This is a genomic window from Pseudomonas sp. NY15354 (assembly GCF_048068075.1).
GTDB lineage: Bacteria > Pseudomonadota > Gammaproteobacteria > Pseudomonadales > Pseudomonadaceae > Aquipseudomonas > Aquipseudomonas guariconensis_C.
This window is the reverse complement of record NZ_JBLUPV010000001.1, coordinates 25,069-43,286: the sequence shown is the minus strand read 5'-3', so window position 1 is coordinate 43,286 and position 18,218 is coordinate 25,069. Positions and strand designations below refer to the sequence as shown.

Below are 18,218 nucleotides of genomic sequence, written 5' to 3'. Positions count from 1 at the left end.
CCTAATCGGTCTCACAGAGCATCACTACAGTTGCACCGCCAATTGCCGACAGAGCCAAAATAGTAATACCACGTAAAGCTTGAAAAACTCCTACAGCACGATTTAAACGCTTGCAATAAAGTACTCGAGCGGTGAGCAGAAAGCTTCGCCTAGATAATCATGGTTACATGGCCATAGCCGTAGAGGCTCAAGGATCTATTTCAGCGGACTGCTCAACCCAGAACTCAATCGATCAAGCGCACGCAAGCAAAGAATGAAATCGACAAGCAAAAGTTGCACACCTGACAACTGTGACTATTGGATGATCAGTGACGCGGCAAGAAAGCTTCGAAGGCAAGCCAGCATACTAGGTGCCAAGTACATCAACGACAGCACGCTGCGCTTGCAATTCAACCACGAAATTTCCTATTACTCGAGGCAAATAGTAAATAATGTCGCGAAGGGTAAAAAAAGCCCTGAACAAGGCCTAAACGAACTTAAATGCGAGCAGGATAGCCTGCTCAGTCAGGCACTAGAAATGACTCAAAAAGGCGTGGGGGTAATTGCCGGAGCACTTCAGTTCGCAGCAGGCGCAGGGATATGCTATGGATCAGCGGGCACGTTGTGCTTTTTTGCTGGGGCTCCTCTGATGGCGCATGGTGCCAATAATACGTATGAAAATGGGCGAAACTTATGGGCGGGCCGCTCAAATGTACAGGGACCTGTGAGGAAGGCTTATCAAAAGGCTGCAGAAGTGATGGGCGGTGGCGCCTTTGAAGGAAATGTGGCTTATGCCTCCGTTGACTTGGCCCTCTCGGCATACAGCCTTAGCAAACTGATATTGAAACCAGATGCATGGCGCTTATTTAGGTATGTGCGCAGTGATTATGTTCGCGGATATGAGAATTCAAGCAAGGCGGCATTAGCACTTGAAGTCATTTCCGACACTACCACAATCAATTCCCTGTATCTGGAGACCCAAAGCGTTGACAAATAACCCGCCACTAACAGAATCCTTATATATACTGATATCCTTGGCGGTCTTCCTGGCTTTTTACTCGATATCAAAAAGAATTTCGGGACCCCGTCTTACACCTGGAATATTTTGGATTTTTTTTGCACTGCTCATACTCTGGGGAGCGAACCAACTCAGTGTTGCTCGCCACGGCTATATTCTCTTCTATCCTTCCCGGGATTTTTTGGGAGGTGATTACATCATCCGCTGGATTGCTTTTATAAGCGCTCTGCTTCAAATTTTTTGCCTGCCCCGCAAAGACATCTAAACATCCTGAAACTTAGAGCCACGACAGCCATTCGACCCCACTCAGCGATACCTTCGCCACCGAGTACAGTGTCAGCCTGAGCATAATGCGGGGGACGCCAGCATTATGCTCACCCTCTTAGCGCAACGCCCCGTAACGCTGGTAGCACGTTATCGACAGCATTCACCTGAGTCTGGCCAACTGAGCGCTACTTGCCGTCCTCGACTTCCTTGCCGTTGGCATCCAGTACCTTGGTGGACGGATAGCGGTACGAGGCGTAGCGCACCACGAGAATCGAAAACGCCAGCAACAGGATGCCGCCACACAGGTACAGCAGCCCGACGTCGGGCGCCTTGTGGTGCGATACATCGCCTATCAGCAGGCGGGTCAGCGCGGTGATTGCCACGTACAGCAGGAAGCGGATCGGCATGTGGTTGGTCTTGAAGTAGATCCCGACCATCGCCCCCAGCTCCAGGTAGATGAACAGCAGCAGGATGTCATCGACGCTGACCCCGCCTTTGCCCAGCATGTCCAGGAAGGTCACCACCGCCGCATAGGCGGTGATGGCACCAATGCCGAACAACGCCAGGTAGTGAAACGCCTCGACGCACAAATTGCCCAGCGAGTCGGCCGAGCCATGCAGGCCCTTGCGCAGTTTTTCTGCCCATTTGATGTTCACGATGTTCGATTCCCCGATACGCGCTGAAGGATGATGCGTCACCTCTGTGACGCTTGTGCCATGCAGTAAAAAGGCCAGGCCCCTGCCTTGGAAGGCGACCGATTGCCGCAAGACACCTCTGGGCTAGGCTCTGAAGGGAAAAGGCCATCCTGTGAGTTGCATCCCGGTGGCCTAAACAAGTACTGTATATAAATACAGCAAACCCCTAACCCCAACAGCAAAAGGCACAGAGGTGATGAATGGCCGTCGAAGTGGTGTATCGCAGCAGCCGCGATCCGGAGCGCTTGTTCATGGATAAGGCCGAAGCAGACCGTCACGACAAGATGCTCGAGCTGGCCGAGCGCCTGGCCGAGGTGCTGCAAAAGGCGGTGCCATCATTGAGTGAACAGCAGGTCGAGGAAGCCGGCATCTACATGGCCAAGAACCGCGACGTGTTCGCCCGGGCGTTCAAGAACCAGCCAGATGCCTTGGCCGAGCTGCTCGAGGGCGGCGCTGCCGAGTGATAGGGTTTGGTAGCGCCGTGCCCCCTTGTAGGAGCGGGTTTACCCGCGAACACCGGCGCCGCCGATGACATGAATTGTCTGCATCAATCAGCAGCTTCAGCGCTCATCCGTAGAGCAACCGCTCCGCCAGCATCTGCGCCACCCGCGCTGGCGAACGCTTCTCCGCCTGGGCATGGGCAAACACTTCGGTCAGCCGCGTCGGAATACGCGCCAGGTGCGCGGTGATAGTGCCCAAGTCCTCGCCACGGTGGGTCAGTGCCACGTAGATGAGGCCACCGGCATTGATCACGTAGTCCGGTGCATAGAGGATGCCGCGCTTTTCCAGCTGGTCCGCCACCTGCAGCGTGGTGAGCTGGTTGTTCGCGGCTCCCGCCACCGCTGCGCAGCGCAGTTGCATCACGCTCTGGCCGTTGAGCACCGGCCCGATGCCACAGGGCGCAAAGATGTCGCAGGGCGTGCTGATCAGCGCATCGTTGGTCACAGGATGCGCCCCTAGCTGCTCCACGGCCAGGCGCACTCGCCCGGGGTCCAGATCGCTGACCAACAGCTCCGCGCCCGCGGCGTGCAACTGCTCGGCCAAGGCATAGCCGACATTGCCCAGCCCTTGCACGGCGATGCGCAGCCCTTCCAGGTTATCGCTGCCCAGGCGTGCCATGGACGTAGCGCGAATGCCCGCGAACACCCCCATGGCCGCGTGGGGTGATGGATCACCCGAAGCGGTTGTGCTGGTGACATGAGGCGTAGTCTGGGCGATGCAGTCCATGTCCAGGGTGGAGGTGCCGCTGTCCACGGCGGTGATGAAACGCCCCTGCAGAGAGTCGACGAAGCGACCGAACGCTTCGAACAATGCGGCGCGGTTTTCCACGTGAGGGTTGCGCACGATCACGGCCTTGCCGCCGCCCAGCGGCAAGCCCGCCAGTGCCGCTTTGTAGCTCATGCCCTGGGCCAGACGGATGGCGTCGGTCATGGCGCTTTCGTCATCGGCGTAGGGTAGATACCGACAGCCGCCCATGGCCGGGCCCAACTGCTCGCTGTGAATGACCACGACGGCCTTGAGGCCTGTGGGCGGATCGATGCACAGGTGCAGGGACTGGGTGCGAGTGCTTTGCATGAGCGCGAACATCGACGGGCTCCCCCGAGAGGTGCTCCTACCAGTATAGGCAGGCCACCACGCTGCGATCCCCTGGCGGACCACTGGACGAAAGCACGCGCCAAGGCTAAAAGATAAGCGTATGCGGAGAGTGCCCATGAACCCACGCCAAGCCTGCCTGGCCTGCCTGGATCGCGAGCCTGTCGCCCTGCTGGAAGCAACGCTGTGGATAGCGGCCGAGCACGACCGGACCGTAGAGCCGGCGGCGAGCCTCGCCCAGTTGCACGACTTGCAGCGAGAAATCAGCGCCAACCTGCCAATGCTGCCGCTCCACGAGCTGGCCCAACCGCTGCTGCGCCAACTCAGTGCCCTGGGCTTCGCGCAGGATGAATACCACCCCTTGCGACCCCAAGTGGCCTTGATGGACAAAGTCCTGCAGCGCCGTCGCGGCCAGCCGTTGACCCTGGCCATCCTCGCCCTGGAACTGGCGCGGCGCTTGTCGATCCCTCTGGAGGGCGTGAATTTCCCCGGCCACTTCCTGCTACGCGTGCCCGGAGCCGACCACCTGCTCGATCCCTGCGGTGGTCGACGGTTGTACCCCACCGACTGCCGCGAACTGCTGGCCCGCCAGTTCGGCCCCCATGTACCGTTGACTGCCGAACACATGCACAGCGCAGCGCCCATGCAGATGCTCCAGCGTCTGTCGCGCAACCTGCGCCACCTGCACAGCAGCAACGAAAACGATCTGGCCGCCCTGATCGACGCCGAACGGGTGATGCAACTGGGCCCGGTGCTGGCCAGCGACTACCTGGCCCGGGCCACGCTCTACCAGCACCTGGATTGCCCCCAGGCCGAGCGCTACGACCTGGAGCATGCCCTGCTCCTGACTGACGACCCCATCCAGCGTTTGAAGTTGAGCGAGCGCCTTGGCCACTTGCCGCCGGCCAAGCGCTCGCTTCACTGACAGGCGCTTCGGCAGTGGTCACCAGCTGATCCTGACCCCTGCGTTGGCACTGACACCTTCCAGGTCATTGGTATCCAGGTTGGTGTTGTAGTCCGCCGCGAGGTATACACCGACTGTCGATGACAAGGTTGCGACGACCCCGACACCAAGATCAGCGGACGTTGACTTGTGATCACTCTTGATCCGGTCGACATCGTCGTAGGTCACTGTGTCGTGACCGCCGAAGGTCCTCCAGGCATTGACGCGAACATAGGGCTCGATCGGCGTGCCCTGCACCACGTAGCGCCCTTTCAGGCGCGTGCCCAAGCGACCGGTCCAATAATCCTGCGCATCGTAGGACACCTTGGAAATGCCATCGTGCTGGCTGTCCATGTCGATCTGCTGATTGATCACCTGCACCTGCGGCTCCACCACCCAATGCTCGGATACGGCGATGGGATAGCCGGCTTCGGCGGACAACGCCAAGGCATGGCCGCGGTTGTCCATTTTCACACCACGGTCGGACTTGTTGTCCCCATCCAGGCGTGTACCCATGGCCACGAGGTCCAGGTACCAGCCGATCTTGGGGTCAGTCAGGGTCCAGTAGGCGCCGTAGTTGTCGCCGTCGAGCTTGACCCGGCCAGAACGATGGTCCTGGAAGCCCTCGGAGAAACCTTTGACATCGCCGTCCAGGCGGCTCTGACCAATGAAGACACCCGCACGCTGGACATATCCCGCGTTGGTTTCAGCGGCAAACAGGTCGTGGCCCACCTGATACCCCTTGATCGAGCCGTCGAAACTCGGCGACACAGTGCCTGACCAGTGCTTGTCGAAGTCACTGCCATAGGCACGACCCCAACCACCCAGACCGTTCTTGCCCAACAGGCTTTGCTCCCCCTGACGGTCATGGAAAGTGCCCAGCGCTTGCAGGGTCATCAATTGGGCGGCGGGCACCACCACCGAGTACACCGGTACTTCCTGGCGGTACAGGGGAATCGGCTCGGCGCCGGGGGCCGGAGTGGGCAGCGGCGGCGTGGTGTCCGAAGGCTGTGGCGAGACTTCAGCCGGGTCCGGCGCGGGCGACGATGGATCGGAAGGCTCCGTAGGCGGCGGCACGGCGACCACCGAGGAGCGTAGGTACCAGTTGTTTTCCGAACCGGCTGTCACTCCGCCCTTGAACAAGTAGTACTGGTAAGCACCGCGGAGACTGGCCCTCGAAGGGCAAAGGCATTGGCATTGCTGACCGCCCCATTGAGCGCCTGTACGACTTCGATCCCGCTGTCGCGGGTAAAGCCACCATGTCCACCAAGATTGCTCACCACCAGTTGGGTCCGACCGGTGATCGTTCCGCCGGAAACCGCAAGTTTGTCACTGGCGGAGCTATCGTCACCGAGCTGCGTCTGGAGCCGCAACAGGCCATTGGCGCCGACATAGTTGCCATGCACCGTCAGGACGTCCGTGGCGCTGGCGTTGCCGGTGGTCATATCGACGGTGCCGGCGTTGACCAACGTGGCGTCTCGGCCGGCGGTGAAAGGCCGGATGTCACCCTGGGTCACCGCCAGCACGCTGCTGTCGTCGATAGAGAACGTACCCGTGTTGCTGGCGCTATCGCCAAGCACGAAATGCCCCGCCAGGTCGAACTGCGAGCCATTGTCGAGATTGACGGTTTCCCACCCGCGGTAACGAGCGGGGCTGCCGGAAGCGGTGCTGTCGAAGGTCAATCGGTCGTTGCCAGGCCCCCCATCGACAAGAGGTGTTGAAGCCAGCAGGCTTTCGCTCAAACCGCTGAGCAACGCGGTATCGTTGCCATCCCCCATCAACACGGCCGAGTTGATCTGCCCGCCCTCGCGCCAGGTGAAGGTGTCGTTGCCGACACTGGCGCGGATTTCGCCATCGATGACACCACCACTGACCGTGATGCGATCATCGCCGCCGCTGGTGCTGATGTTGCCGCCGATGGTCCCGCCGGAGACGGTGATCGTGTCGATATCGAAACCGGTGACCAGGTTGCCACGGATCGTGCCGCCGGACATGTCGTAGATGTTCTTGTCCAGCTTCATGTCGACCCGGCCAATGGTGCCGCCGGTCTGCCGCGCCACATCCCCGTCTTCGAACGCACCGACGATGACACCGTCGGTCATCAGGAAGGTGTCGCGCGCATCGCCCTGGGCAAGCGACCCGATCTGTCCACCGGTCATGACAAAATCATCGATGCCATTGCCTTGGGAAACAGCACCGGTCACGGTGCCTGCACTGATACGGAATCGATCCGCCCCATCGCCCTGGATGACTGACCCTACGAGGGTTCCGGAACTCATGTCGACCACATCCGCCCCCGGCCCGGTGACCACGTTGCCGTTGAGGGTGCCGGTACCGCCGGCGGGGAACGTCAGCGTGTTGTTACCTTGCAGGTCCGTGAGCCCGGTCGCGCTAGTGCCGCTGTCGCAGACGAAAGCGTCATCGCCAGGGCCAGGCGTAAAGGCGCACGCCGCGTGCGCTTGTTGCACCGCCACACTGAGAAGAGAGAGAACCCCCACGCCAAACAGCTGGCGTTGTGAGTAAAAGCGTTTCGTACGCATAAGGCTAATCCATGGCTTGCTTTTAATAGCACCACTGGATGTAGCACACACGTTCCACTTGCGCGGATTGTTACGCGGCTTTTGAGAACTTGTCGCCATTTATCAGGCAAATTCAATACAGATTCTGCCTAAGCCTGAGCCAAATCCCATGCAGATTCACGCGGGCGCCGCTGGGCAGCCCCGCGTGATGACCCGTGTAATCGAGCCGCGCCCTGTCGGAGCGGGGCTCAGGCCGGTGTATCCGGCTGGCAGGAGGGATGGGCCTCGGCGAAGGCCGGGTGGGCCTGCGCCAGAGCGGCCACGCGGGCAATTCGCGGATAGCCACTGAGGTCGACATTGAAGCGCTCGGCGGCGTAGAGCTGCGGGATCAGGTAGACATCCGCCAGCCCTGGCTCATCACCGAAGCAGAAGCCTCGATCGCCGATCAACTGCTCTACCGCCGCCAGACCCTGGCCGATCCAATGGGCGATCCACGGGTTGACCTGTGCATCGTCATGGCCCAACTGACGCAGTTGGTTGAGCACGCTGACGTTGTGCAGCGGGTGAATGTCGCAGCCGATGATCGCCGCCACGCCCCGCACCTTGGCCCGTGCCTCGGCACTGGCCGGCAGCAGCGCGGGCTGTGGATAAACCTCTTCGAGGTACTCGATGATTGCCGGGGACTGCACCAACAGCTCGCCGCCATCGGTGCGCAGAGCCGGCACCCGGCCCTGAGGGTTGAGCGCCAGGTATTGCGCTCCACGTTGCTCACCCTTGAGCAGGTTGACCGGCAGGGCCTGGTAATCCAGGCCCTTGAGCGCCAGGGCGATGCGCACCCGATACGAGGAAGTGGAACGGTAATAGGTGAACAGCTCCATCGCCCTGCCCTCTCAGTTGGCCGAGATGATCTTGCCGCGGCATTCGCCGAAGCCGATGCTCGCCACGCCGTCGCGGGTGCAGCGGGCGCGCAGGATGATCTCGTCGCCGTCCTCGAGGAACTTGCGGACCTCGCCACTGGCCAGTTCCACCGGGTGCTTGCCGCCTTCGGTGATCTCCAGGAGGCTGCCGAAGGAGCCGGGCGCGGCACCCGACAGCGTGCCCGAACCGAACAGGTCGCCCGGCTGCAGCTGGCAGCCGTTGACGCTGTGGTGAGCCACCATCTGCGCCACGGTCCAGTACATGCTGCGGGTATTGCTCAAGGTCAGGCGGTGGGCCGGCAGGCCCTGTTCGCGCATGCGTTCGGTGAGTAGCAGCACTTCCAGCTCGATATCGAAGGCGCCAGCGGCCTGGTCGCGTTTATCCATCAGGTACGGCAGCGGCTGCGGATCGCCTTCCGGACGCGGCGCCTGGGCGCAGCGGAACGGCTCCAGGGCTTCGGCGGTGACCACCCAGGGCGAGATGCTGGTGATGAAGCTCTTGGACAGGAACGGGCCCAGCGGCTGGTACTCCCAGGCCTGGATATCGCGCGCCGACCAATCGTTGAGCAGGCAGTAGCCGGCCACGTGCTCGGCGGCGTCGCTCACCGGGATGGACTGGCCCATGTCGTTGCCCTGGCCGATCCAGATGCCCAGCTCCAGTTCGTAGTCCAGGCGCGCGCAGGGGCCGAAGTTCGGCTCGGTCTGCCCGGCCGGAAGGGTCTGGCCCTTGGGACGGCGTACGTCGGTGCCGGAGGGACGGATGGTCGAAGCGCGGCCGTGGTAGCCGATAGGCACGTACTTATAGTTGGGCAGCAACGGGTTGTCCGGACGGAACAGCTTGCCGACGTTCTTGGCGTGCTCGATACCCACGTAGAAGTCGGTGTAGTCGCCGATCTTTGCCGGCAGGTGCAGTTGGCACTCGCTGGTGGGGTAAAGGGCAGCTTTCAAGGCCGCTTGATGCTCGCTGTGCTCGCCCAGCAGCGCCAGCAGGCGCTCACGCAGGGCCACGCGGGCTTCACGGCCCAAGGCGAAGAAGGCGTTCAGCGCGCCGCCACAGGTGGCTTGGGCCGCGATTTTGGCCTGGCCGTCGAACAGGCCAGCGGCGAGCACCGCTTCCAGATCGAGGATCGCGTCGCCGATGGCTACGCCGCAACGCGGTGCCTGGCCTGGACGGCTGAAGATGCCCAGGGGCAGGTTCTGCAACGGGAAGTCGCTGTGCCCGTTGGCGTGCTCGACCCAGCTACGGGCGATGGCGGTCTGGTTCATGGGTTATCTCCGATTCGGGTTGAAGGTGCTCGGCAAGGTGGCCCAGCAACTATCGTAGTCGGCCTGCAACTGCGGGCACTCGAGGGCATGACGGCTCGGACGCAGCACCTGGCTGGTCTCGAACATGAATGCCATGGTGTTGTCGATCTTGTGCGGCGCCAGATCCGCGGCGATGGCCTTGTCGCAGGTCTCGGCGTCCGGCCCGTGGGCGCTCATCACACCGTGCAGCGAAGCACCGCCGGGCAGGAAGCCCTCGGCCTTGGCGTCATAGGCGCCCTGGATCAGGCCCATGAACTCGTTCATCAGGTTGCGGTGGAACCACGGTGGACGGAAGGTGTTCTCGGCCACCATCCAGCGTGGCGGGAAGATCACGAAGTCCATGTTGGCCATGCCGTGGACGCTGGTCGGCGAGGTCAGCACGGTGAAGATGGAAGGATCGGGATGGTCGAAGCTGACCGTGCCGATGGTGTTGAAGCGACGCAGGTCGTACTTGTACGGCACGTTGCTGCCGTGCCAGGCGACCACGTCCAATGGTGAATGCTGCAGCTCGCAGGCCCAGTGCTCGCCGAGGAACTTCTGCACCAGTTGCACGGGCCCGCTGGCTTCTTCGTAGTGGGCCACTGGGGTGAGGAAGTCACGCGGATTGGCCAGGCCATTGCTGCCGATCGGGCCCAGGTCCGGGATGCGCAGTGGCGCGCCATGGTTCTCGGCGATGTAGCCACGGGCCTGGCCATCGAGCAGTTGGACGCGGAACTTCATGCCCCGTGGGATCACGGCGATCTCCAACGGCTCGACCTCCATCACCCCCAATTCGGTGGCAATGCGCAGGCGGCCTTGCTCCGGCACCAGCAGCAGTTCGCCGTCAGCGTTGAAGAACACACGCTCCATGGAGCGGTTGGCGCGATAAATGTAGATGCTCACACCGGCCGGCTTCTCCGACGCCGAGTTGGCCACCATCGGCAGCCAGCCTTCGATGAAATCGGTGGGCTCGGACGGGATCGGCTGCGGGCTCCAGCGCAGGCGATTGGGCGTGATCGCGCCCAGTGGGCCGGTCAGCGGCTGGCGCTCCAGGCGCTCGAAGCGCGGGTGCAGCGCCGAAGGGCGAATGCGGTACAGCCAGGTGCGACGCAGCTCGCTGCGGCTCATGGTGAACGCGGTGCCCGAGAGCAATTCGGCATACAGGCCGTAGGGGGCTTTTTGCGGGGAGTTCTGCCCGACCGGCAGGGCGCCAGGCAGCGCTTCACTGGCGAACTCGTTGCCGAAGCCGCTCAGGTACTGCAGATCAGGGGAAGAATCGAGATTCATCGGTGCCTCCGGGCTCGATGAGAGCCGTTGCTGGCAGCTGGCTGCTGGCCCTGTCCGGCGCGTTCCGGTGAGTACTCCAGGCGTTGCAGCGCGTCTGCATTGTTTTTATCGTAATCAGATTACGAATAACGTAATTTGATTGCCGAAAGGCGTCAAGCTATAAAGACGCCCACCTGTCTCCCCCTGGATGCCCAACCCCATGGCCAAAGCCAGCTCCCCTGCCGACAACGGCAAGCAGAAGGTCCGCTCGGCAGAAGTCGGCACTGACATTCTCAAGGCCCTTGCCGAACTCTCCCCGTCCACTTCGCTGTCGCGACTGGCCGAGCACGTGGACATGCCGGCGAGCAAGGTGCACCGCTACCTGCAGGCCCTGATCGCCAGCGGTTTCGCCGAGCAGGACCCTGCCACCAACCATTATGGGCTGGGGCGTGAGGCACTGCGGGTGGGCATGGCGGCGCTGGGCAGCATCGATGTGCTGAAGGTCGCGGCATTGCCACTGTCGCAACTGCGCGATGAGCTCAACGAGAGCTGCTTCATTGCCGTGTGGGGCAATCAGGGGGCGACGGTGGTGAGCATCGAGCCTGCGGTGCGCGCGGTAACGGTGGTCACGCAGATCGGCTCGGTCCTGCCGCTGCTCAGTTCGTCCACTGGCCTGGTGTTCGCCGCCCACCTGCCCGAACGCGAGACCGTGGAGTTGCGCGAGCACGAGCTGGCCACCATGAACCAGCCGTTCAGCGACTACGCGCCACTGCTGGCACAGATCCGCTCACGCGGGCTGCATCACGTACACGGTTTGCTGATGCCCGGCGTGGATGCGTTGTCGGCGCCGGTGTTCAACGCCATGGGCCAGATCGCTGCTGTGATGACGGTGGTCGGCCCGACATCGATCTTCCATGCCGACGAGCAAGGACCTGCGGCGAAACGCCTGCTGGCGGCGACGGGAGCCGTCAGCAGGCGAATGGGGTATGAACCACAGGCATAGCTCAGCCATTGAGGTGCTGTCTCTAATCCCCGATGTGGCTGCTTCAGGTGAACTGACGAGGGACTGACTTCTCTCGAGAAACGACCAGTTGCGTATACCACGACAACTCTTCCTCGAATCGATTATTCAACGGTTCGATTCCCGCTGAGCCAAGCTCCTTGAACACCTCATGCCGCTCATAGAACGCTTTGAGTACCTCAAATTGCTTCTTCACCCACACACTCAGCGCGGATGACTCACCAGGAAACAACGTCGACCAGAGTTTGCTGCCTCGATCAAACAGCTGAGTACCATAGAGCTTCACCACCTCGGTAAACCCAGGCAAGCTGGCGACGCCCCTGAGCAGGGATAACAGCGCCGCCGTCTTGTCACCATCGCGCAGCGCCACGAGGCTGCGGTAGAACCCTTGACCGGCCTTGATAAAGCCCAGGACGATTCGCGCGGGCGGGAATGCCAGGGCAATGGCATCCGCCACCAGGCCGACCAGCCAGAACACTTCTTGGGTGATGCGCTTCGCCGCACTGTAGGCGTCGCGTTCCGCGTCGGCCAGCAAGCGTTTTATACGCTGACGTAGAGCCACCGACAGGTCACGGATGTTGTACAGCACCTGCAACGACCGGGCGATCCTGTCATTCGCCTTGTCACCTGACGCATTTGAAGAGAGCTTGCGCACGTCCTCATTCAGTTCGCGGATCAACAGTTCATCGTCAACCGAAACATGCTCGAAGATCCAATCTTGCATAGCGTCGCTTTGCCACTGCTCGATGAAGTCCGCGACCGTGAAGAGGTGCCGCCCACCAGGTCCATCGCTGAGATAGACCAATGTGCCCTTCGCCTCACTCGACTGCAACAGGTATCCACCAACTACAGCGGCACCGTTGAGCTTCAGCATTGCCAACTTGCAATCGGTAACGAAACTGTCCCGATGAAACGCCATGCAGACCGGTTTCAGCCAATCGACATGCTCCTCGAGGCGTCCGCTTTGCAGCTCCACCAGACAGTCCCGTTGAATTTTCATGCCCGTGATATGGCGATGCAGTTCCAACGGCCTGGATTGGGCATCCCCCTCCGGATCGAGATAACTCTTGCGGATTTCAGCGCAATATCCCTCACCCAGCCTGGCGGCCCGGATGTAGCCATCGATCGCCCGATTGTCCAAGTGGGAGAGGTTCTGGCCAACGGTTGAAGTCAGCCGGGCGAAGTCCCTGAAGTTGAAGTCGGCGGGGTACCCACTGGCCACTACTTGGGTCAAGGACTGACGGACGCCATCTTCCAGCTCGACCAGAACGGTATCGGCATCGATCCAGCCCCCTTTGTTACCTGGATAACGGTTGATCCGCTCGCTGACGCGTTCACGGGCATAGGCCATGAAAGTCGGTACCTCGGCCGCAGCCTGGTAATCCGTCATGAGCACACGCAGCTCGTGGTCGATGTCATTCACGCGTCGCTGCAGCGTCTCGTCCGGCTTGGCAGGCACCACCGGCCTGACTTCCTCGAGATCGTCGAGCACCTTCATCACCCTCTGCTCGGTCCAGTGCTGGATCACTTGGTACCAGCCATCGACGTCCTGCGGGTGAACATTGATCGTCTCGTGTGACCACTCCTGAGGCAGTCTGGCTACAAGCTTCAAGTACCGAGTCAACGCAGGGCGGTCGGCATGCCGGACATGCTTGACGAGATAGTCGCGCCCCGCAGGCGTGGCACTCAGTGCCCCCAGTGCGAAACTCATATGCCCAGATGAATTGAACGCCTGTAGATCGCCCGATGGCGATCCTGGTGCATAGAGCACGTGGATATCGTCGTTGTAGATGTACAGGTGATCGGTCAGGCACATTTTTCCATTGATGGACAACCTTGCCACATTGATCTTGCGTTTATCGGAAGATTGCGCCCATGTGTTCTGTGCGGCCTGCTCAAGCAGTCGCACCGCTTTGCGATCAAGGCCCTGGAAGTCCGCTGCCTGCTTGGCGAGTTGCAGTTTGGCATTCAGCGCCTTGCCCAGCAGTTGGCGGATTTCGTCACGCTTATAGGTCTGTTCGACATGCTCGGCATAACCGCGATGCAGCTGCAACTCGTCGGCGACCAAGCTCACACCTTTATCCCCGAGGGCGTTGCGCAAGCCCTCGTGGGAGATCTCCATGGTCAGGTGCTTGCCGTGGTAGGCACCGCCACAGACCCACTCGAGCAGTGAAACCATGTGCCGTGGCGCATCCGCCGTGAAGTCATGTCGAAGATGCAGTTGTACTTTTTCGGCAGACAATTCCGGGAAGCCTTTAGCCGCCAACCAATGGCCAAGGCGCTGACGAGCATAGGCGTAGAAATCGCTGTGCTGGGACTGCTCGGCCAGTTGAGTCTCGGTTTCGATCACCGCCCGATGGAGCATCGTCAACTGTTCGCTCTCGCCGGGCGGCAGGTAGCGCAGCCAGTGCGGCGTCTGGTCCTTGCGCAACACGCCAACGGCATCGGCCACAGTTCCTTGAAGTTGCGCGAACAAGGGAGCCAGGGCAACGGCGGTCTCGTTGTCATCACGCGAGGCTGCGAGCCCATCGATGACCAGCCGACGTTGTAACGACCGCATATCGTCAAGCAGATAGACCTCAGCTGGCCCCTGCAGCGGGCTCAGACTCAGCTCGGCGGACGTTGCATCGGCCAGGGACGCTCGCGCCTGTGCGGACAGGCCCCGTGTCCAGCACCTATCGGTTCGCAGATAGTCGAGCAACGTGTAGGTCATACGCTGACGGTTATCGAACCAGACACCGGCACCCAACCCGTAGAGCACAAAAGGCTTCCCGTCATTGGATAGCTTGTGGCTCAACGCCAGAAAGCCAGGAATGCGTACCTGCTCGCCGGCGTCGGTGCGCAGCGAGACGGTTCCCAAAACCGAGCCAGCCTCTGATAGCAGGGCCTCTATGTCCTGCCTGGGGGCGCCACGGCGCAGGGCACGGAATCGCACCTGCAATGCCAGCAACGCCCGTAATTGCTCGCCCAGCACGGGGGACTGCTCCGCCCACCAGCGATCAGCATCGACCTGCCAATGTTCATCCAACCACCGCTCAGGATCACCGAAGAACGCATCACGAGGCGGCAGCCCGGGTGCAAGAGCAACTTCGGCCTGCAGCATCATGCTCAACACGACAACAGCGCTGAGGACGTCCTGAGCGCCAGCAGGCGAGGCCATGGAAGGAAAGGTCAAGGGAGAATTCATGATTTCTATCTCAATGCGATGTAGGAAATCGCAATGTGCAGAAATCAGAAAAAACAAAGCGGATGGAAATGCAGGTGTACGAACCTACGTTCAAACCTGATGAAGCCACTGAAAACGCCGCAATGGACCTCAAGACGGGGGGAAGATTATCGCGGGCAATGTAAAGGTGAATGTCATAAGGAGGTGTTTTTCCCACCTCAGGATGCGCCTATTCTTACCCCATTGGATCGGCACGAAGGCTCCCCCCAGCCTTTTGGGCCACCAAGGTTCACCGACGTTGATTTTGAAGCTCCTTGATCTAACGTCTCGATTGGCCGCTGCTGTTGCAGCGGCCTTTTTTATGCCCGCAACATGCTAGGACCAGGCCACTTTGCGTGGTGCCTCGATCATCGGCTGCTCACGAAACGACAGGTAATGGCGCAGCACCTGCTGCGGTGCCTCGGTGTGCGGGTAATGCCCGATGCCCGGCAGCGCCACAGTGTCGGCGTCGGGTACCAGTTGCCGGTAGCGCTCGAGCATCCGCGCGCCGGAAAGCGGGTCGGCCACACCGTTGATGAACCGTAGCGGCACACATCGTCGCAGCAATGCCCCCACCCAGCGCTCACGGTGGTGGCGTCGCTCGGGCAGGTAACCGATCAGCTTGTGCAGGATGCGTGTGCCGCGATTGGCGACGATCAGGCTCCAGTAGTCGTCCAGGGCACTTTCGCTCGGGTGCGTGCAGGGTCCGTAGATATGGCTGACGTTGCGCACCAGATCGTCGCGCCCGAAGCTACGTGCCACCAGCCAGCCCAAAGGGCTGAGCAACAGCTTCTGCACCAGCATGATCTGATAGCACTCCGGAAACAGCCCACTGTTGAGGAACGCGCAACTGGCGATCTCGATGCGTTGTTCACAGTGGCGCGCCAACAGTTCCTGGGCAACGGTGCCGCCGTAGTCGTGGGCCAGCAAATGCACGGGCTGGTCAATGTTCAGGTGGGCGAGCAAGGCCTGTTGCAGGTCGGCTTGCTCCATCAGGCTGTAGTCGTGGTCCAGGGGCTTGGCCGAATCGCCGAAGCCCAGCATGTCGCAAGCGATTACACGAAAGCGCTGGGTCAAGGGTACCCACAGGTAGTGCCAATCCCAGCTGGCCGTGGGGAAACCGTGAAGTAGAAGCAGTGGCTCTCCCTGCCCTGCAGTCCAGTAGCGGATGGTCTGGCCCCGAAAGGCGAAACTCTGAGCTCGGGTACGCCAGACGCACAATGGTATTTCGGCCAGTGGCATCAGTGTTGTCCCGGTGGATAAGTGTTGGCGTCATAAGGCAGGGCTGCGTTCATTGCAAGTTACCTCGGCACTTACATGTGCTCTCTATGTCGAGGCTCAGTCTAGCCAGCGCACCGGGCGGCGAAACTTGCGTTGGCAGCCAGCTTGCTGGCTTTGCAGGTCAGAGGAATGAACGGTCACAGCAGCCTTGCCAGCAGGGGCCCGGCGAACAGGTTGAGCAGGCCGGTAAGCACCATGACTAAACCGGCCACCGAGCCTTCCTCGCGGCCCACCTCCTGGGCACGGCTGACCCCGGCGCCATGGGCACCGACGCCAAAGAGCGCGCCACGGGCCAACGGCGTGCGTAAGGGCAGCACGCGCAACAGCACGCCGCCAAACATCGCGCCGAGCACGCCGGTGAACATGACGAACACTGCAGTCAGCTCAGGCACGCCGCCCAGGTCCTGGGCCAGGGGCATGGCAAAGGGCGTGGTGATCGAGCGCGGCAACAACGACAGACTCACCGCATTGTCCAACGCCAGCAGGTGCGCCAGTCCCCAGGAACTGGCGATCGAGGCCATGCTGCCAGCCAGCATGCCCACCAGCAGGGCCGGCCAATGGCGCGCCAGCATCGCCCGCTGCTGCCAGATCGGCACTGCGAAGGCGACGGTCACCGGGCCGAGCACGCCCATCAACCAGTGGGTATCGCGCGCATACTCGGCATAAGCGGTGTGCAGAGGCACGGCCACCGCCAGCAGCAGGGCCGGCACCAGAATCAATGGCGACAGCACGTAGCGCCCACTGCGCCGGTACAGCCAACGGCTGCCCAAGTAGGCTCCGAGGGTCAGGGCCAGCCAGAACAACGGCATCGGCTCAAGGCTCATGGCGCAGCCTCCAGCGGCAGACCAGTTCCACCGTGACAGCGGTCACCACCATCACCAATAAGGTACTCACCGCGATCACCAGCAAGATGCGCCAGCCATCGCTGCGCAGAAGACCACCGTAGTCGAGCAGGCTCATCAACGCGGGAATGAAGAACAGCAGCATTTCAGCCATCAACCAACCCGCGCCAGCCTGCAAGGCGGAGGGCTTGAGCACGCCTAAGGCGAACAGCAGCAAGAGCAAGGCCAGCCCCATCACCCCGCCGGGGATCGGCCAGCCCAGCCAGCTGGACAGCTGGCCGCCCAGCAGGAACAAAGCGAGCAGGATCGCCAGCTCGACGAGCAGGCGCAGGTATTTTTTCAGTAAGGCGGGTTTCATTGGGAAGGGGTCCTCGGCTGGGGTCCATTTTAGGATTTCCCCTCCCTAGGCCAGAAGCGAATTGTTAGACTGCCAGCCATTCCAAAATGGAATTCTCATCATGGAATTCAAGCAGCTACGCAGCTTTATCGAAGTGGTGCACCGCGGGGGCTTTACCCAGGCGGCGCAGACGCTGCACATCAGCCAGTCCGCCGTGAGCAAGCAGGTCGCCCAGCTCGAGCAGGATCTCGGCCAGCCCTTGCTGGAGCGTCAAGGCTCGCACTTGCATCTGACCGCCGCCGGGCGAATCGTCCTGGCGCGCGGCGAGGCCTTGCTACGCCAGCGCCAAGAGCTACAGAACGAGCTGGACGATCTCAGCCAGATGACGCGCGGCGAACTGCGCCTGGGGTTGCCGCTGCTGGGCAGCGATGCGCTGTTTGCGGGTCTGTTCGCCGAATACCGACGGCGTCACCCGAACATCTCGATCCAGCTGATCGAAGGCGGCAGCCGCACGGTGGAGCAAGCCGTCAGAAGTGGCGAACTGGAGCTCGGCGGCTGCATCACGCCCACGGACCCTGCGTTCGAGTACCAGCCGTTCTGCGATGAGCCGCTCGATGCGCTGTTGCCACAGGCGCATGCCTTGGCAGGGCAAACCCAGGTAGAGCTGCAGCAGTTGGCGGACACGCCGTTTCTGCTGTATCAGCGCAGCTTCGTGCTCAATGACCGCTTGCTCGGCGCCTGCCAGCAACTGGGTTTCACGCCCAAGGAAGGGGGGCGCAGCGGGCAGGCGGACTTTCTCGTCGCGCTGGTGGCGGCCGGGCAAGGGGTGGTGTTGCTGCCCCGGGTCGTGGCGCGGGCATTGGAGCGGCCGGGGGTGGTGCGGGTGGCGCTGAACCCGCCTGAGTTGCGCTGGGACATCGCCTTCATCTGGCGGCGCGGGGCCTACCTGTCGAAGGCGGCGCAGGCGTGGTTGCAGCTCGTACGCGACCGGTCTGCGTCCGGCCTCTAGCAGCGGCGTCACCCCCTTCGCGGGTAAACCCCACCTGGATTG

General features: G+C 61.6%; 14 protein-coding genes and 1 pseudogene. 5 read left to right on the top strand and 10 right to left on the bottom strand.

The features are described from left to right. Positions 1–253: 253 nt before the first annotated feature. On the top strand, positions 254–976 hold the full coding sequence (locus tag ACNFCH_RS00205) for a DUF4225 domain-containing protein (RefSeq protein WP_337158528.1): 723 nt from the start codon (positions 254–256) through the stop codon (positions 974–976). Between the two features lie 473 nt (positions 977–1,449). Here ACNFCH_RS00205 and ACNFCH_RS00200 read toward each other — a convergent pair whose 3' ends face one another. After that, positions 1,450–1,920: a phosphate-starvation-inducible protein PsiE gene (locus ACNFCH_RS00200; protein ID WP_043207367.1), complete on the bottom strand. Its 471-nt coding sequence runs from the start codon at positions 1,918–1,920 to the stop codon at positions 1,450–1,452. 239 nt (positions 1,921–2,159) lie between these two features. On the opposite strand from ACNFCH_RS00200, the gene ACNFCH_RS00195 reads away from it, so the two are divergent. After that, positions 2,160–2,423, top strand: coding sequence for a YebG family protein (locus tag ACNFCH_RS00195; protein WP_070093311.1), 264 nt, complete (start codon positions 2,160–2,162; stop codon positions 2,421–2,423). A 103-nt stretch (positions 2,424–2,526) separates the two neighbouring features. Here the strand turns inward: ACNFCH_RS00195 and ACNFCH_RS00190 are convergent, their stop codons facing one another. Then, complete coding sequence (locus ACNFCH_RS00190; protein ID WP_337158527.1) at positions 2,527–3,546, bottom strand: Glu/Leu/Phe/Val dehydrogenase; 1,020 nt, start codon at positions 3,544–3,546, stop codon at positions 2,527–2,529. A 124-nt stretch (positions 3,547–3,670) separates the two neighbouring features. On the opposite strand from ACNFCH_RS00190, the gene ACNFCH_RS00185 reads away from it, so the two are divergent. Further along, the gene (locus ACNFCH_RS00185; protein WP_337158526.1) at positions 3,671–4,477 is read left to right on the top strand and encodes a SirB1 family protein; all 807 of its coding nucleotides are present in this window, start codon (positions 3,671–3,673) and stop codon (positions 4,475–4,477) included. An 18-nt stretch (positions 4,478–4,495) separates the two neighbouring features. Here the strand turns inward: ACNFCH_RS00185 and ACNFCH_RS00180 are convergent. The 4 genes and pseudogenes from ACNFCH_RS00180 to hmgA all read right to left on the bottom strand — a co-directional run bounded on the left by ACNFCH_RS00180 (position 4,496) and on the right by hmgA (position 10,502). Next, positions 4,496–7,035 (bottom strand): annotated as a pseudogene (locus ACNFCH_RS00180) (autotransporter outer membrane beta-barrel domain-containing protein). 227 nt (positions 7,036–7,262) lie between these two features. Further along, positions 7,263–7,892 carry a maleylacetoacetate isomerase gene (maiA, locus tag ACNFCH_RS00175; RefSeq protein WP_416742063.1) on the bottom strand — a complete coding sequence of 210 codons (630 nt, stop codon included), beginning with the start codon at positions 7,890–7,892 and terminating at the stop codon, positions 7,263–7,265. A 12-nt stretch (positions 7,893–7,904) separates the two neighbouring features. Continuing rightward, complete coding sequence (fahA, locus tag ACNFCH_RS00170; RefSeq protein WP_337158523.1) at positions 7,905–9,197, bottom strand: fumarylacetoacetase; 1,293 nt, start codon at positions 9,195–9,197, stop codon at positions 7,905–7,907. A 3-nt stretch (positions 9,198–9,200) separates the two neighbouring features. Next, complete coding sequence (hmgA, locus tag ACNFCH_RS00165) at positions 9,201–10,502, bottom strand: homogentisate 1,2-dioxygenase (RefSeq protein ID WP_337158522.1); 1,302 nt, start codon at positions 10,500–10,502, stop codon at positions 9,201–9,203. Positions 10,503–10,701: 199 nt separating this feature from the next. Between hmgA and ACNFCH_RS00160 the strand changes: the two genes are divergently transcribed. Continuing rightward, on the top strand, positions 10,702–11,484 hold the full coding sequence (locus ACNFCH_RS00160) for an IclR family transcriptional regulator (protein ID WP_337158521.1): 783 nt from the start codon (positions 10,702–10,704) through the stop codon (positions 11,482–11,484). Between the two features lie 43 nt (positions 11,485–11,527). On the opposite strand, the gene ACNFCH_RS00155 is transcribed toward ACNFCH_RS00160, so the two are convergent. The 4 genes from ACNFCH_RS00155 to ACNFCH_RS00140 form a co-directional block, all read right to left on the bottom strand. Then, a complete protein-coding gene (locus tag ACNFCH_RS00155) occupies positions 11,528–14,689 on the bottom strand; it encodes a dermonecrotic toxin domain-containing protein (protein ID WP_416742062.1) in 3,162 nt (1,053 codons plus the stop codon). 354 nt (positions 14,690–15,043) lie between these two features. After that, on the bottom strand, positions 15,044–15,949 hold the full coding sequence (locus ACNFCH_RS00150) for an alpha/beta fold hydrolase (protein ID WP_416742061.1): 906 nt from the start codon (positions 15,947–15,949) through the stop codon (positions 15,044–15,046). A gap of 176 nt (positions 15,950–16,125) precedes the next feature. Next, on the bottom strand, positions 16,126–16,812 hold the full coding sequence (locus ACNFCH_RS00145) for an LrgB family protein (RefSeq protein WP_337158518.1): 687 nt from the start codon (positions 16,810–16,812) through the stop codon (positions 16,126–16,128). Beyond that, positions 16,802–17,188 carry a CidA/LrgA family protein gene (locus tag ACNFCH_RS00140; protein ID WP_337158517.1) on the bottom strand — a complete coding sequence of 129 codons (387 nt, stop codon included), beginning with the start codon at positions 17,186–17,188 and terminating at the stop codon, positions 16,802–16,804. The genes ACNFCH_RS00145 and ACNFCH_RS00140 overlap by 11 nt, the downstream gene beginning before the upstream one ends. Positions 17,189–17,288: 100 nt before the next feature. Here ACNFCH_RS00140 and ACNFCH_RS00135 point away from each other — a divergent pair, with 100 nt between their 5' ends. Continuing rightward, positions 17,289–18,176, top strand: a complete 888-nt coding sequence (locus tag ACNFCH_RS00135) for a LysR substrate-binding domain-containing protein (RefSeq protein ID WP_416742060.1) — start codon at positions 17,289–17,291, stop codon at positions 18,174–18,176. The last annotated feature ends 42 nt before the right edge of the window (positions 18,177–18,218 follow it).

What these genes read in the sequence shown, in the direction of transcription:
- ACNFCH_RS00205 (WP_337158528.1), top strand. Translation starts at nt 254, where the DNA reads ATGAAATCGACAAGCAAAAGTTGCACACCTGACAACTGTGACTATTGG.
- ACNFCH_RS00195 (WP_070093311.1), top strand. Translation starts at nt 2,160, where the DNA reads ATGGCCGTCGAAGTGGTGTATCGCAGCAGCCGCGATCCGGAGCGCTTG.
- ACNFCH_RS00190 (WP_337158527.1), bottom strand. Translation starts at nt 3,546, where the DNA reads ATGTTCGCGCTCATGCAAAGCACTCGCACCCAGTCCCTGCACCTGTGC.
- ACNFCH_RS00185 (WP_337158526.1), top strand. Translation starts at nt 3,671, where the DNA reads ATGAACCCACGCCAAGCCTGCCTGGCCTGCCTGGATCGCGAGCCTGTC.
- maiA (WP_416742063.1), bottom strand. Translation starts at nt 7,892, where the DNA reads ATGGAGCTGTTCACCTATTACCGTTCCACTTCCTCGTATCGGGTGCGC.
- fahA (WP_337158523.1), bottom strand. Translation starts at nt 9,197, where the DNA reads ATGAACCAGACCGCCATCGCCCGTAGCTGGGTCGAGCACGCCAACGGG.
- hmgA (WP_337158522.1), bottom strand. Translation starts at nt 10,502, where the DNA reads ATGAATCTCGATTCTTCCCCTGATCTGCAGTACCTGAGCGGCTTCGGC.
- ACNFCH_RS00160 (WP_337158521.1), top strand. Translation starts at nt 10,702, where the DNA reads ATGGCCAAAGCCAGCTCCCCTGCCGACAACGGCAAGCAGAAGGTCCGC.
- ACNFCH_RS00155 (WP_416742062.1), bottom strand. Translation starts at nt 14,689, where the DNA reads ATGAATTCTCCCTTGACCTTTCCTTCCATGGCCTCGCCTGCTGGCGCT.
- ACNFCH_RS00150 (WP_416742061.1), bottom strand. Translation starts at nt 15,949, where the DNA reads ATGCCACTGGCCGAAATACCATTGTGCGTCTGGCGTACCCGAGCTCAG.
- ACNFCH_RS00145 (WP_337158518.1), bottom strand. Translation starts at nt 16,812, where the DNA reads ATGAGCCTTGAGCCGATGCCGTTGTTCTGGCTGGCCCTGACCCTCGGA.
- ACNFCH_RS00140 (WP_337158517.1), bottom strand. Translation starts at nt 17,188, where the DNA reads ATGAAACCCGCCTTACTGAAAAAATACCTGCGCCTGCTCGTCGAGCTG.
- ACNFCH_RS00135 (WP_416742060.1), top strand. Translation starts at nt 17,289, where the DNA reads ATGGAATTCAAGCAGCTACGCAGCTTTATCGAAGTGGTGCACCGCGGG.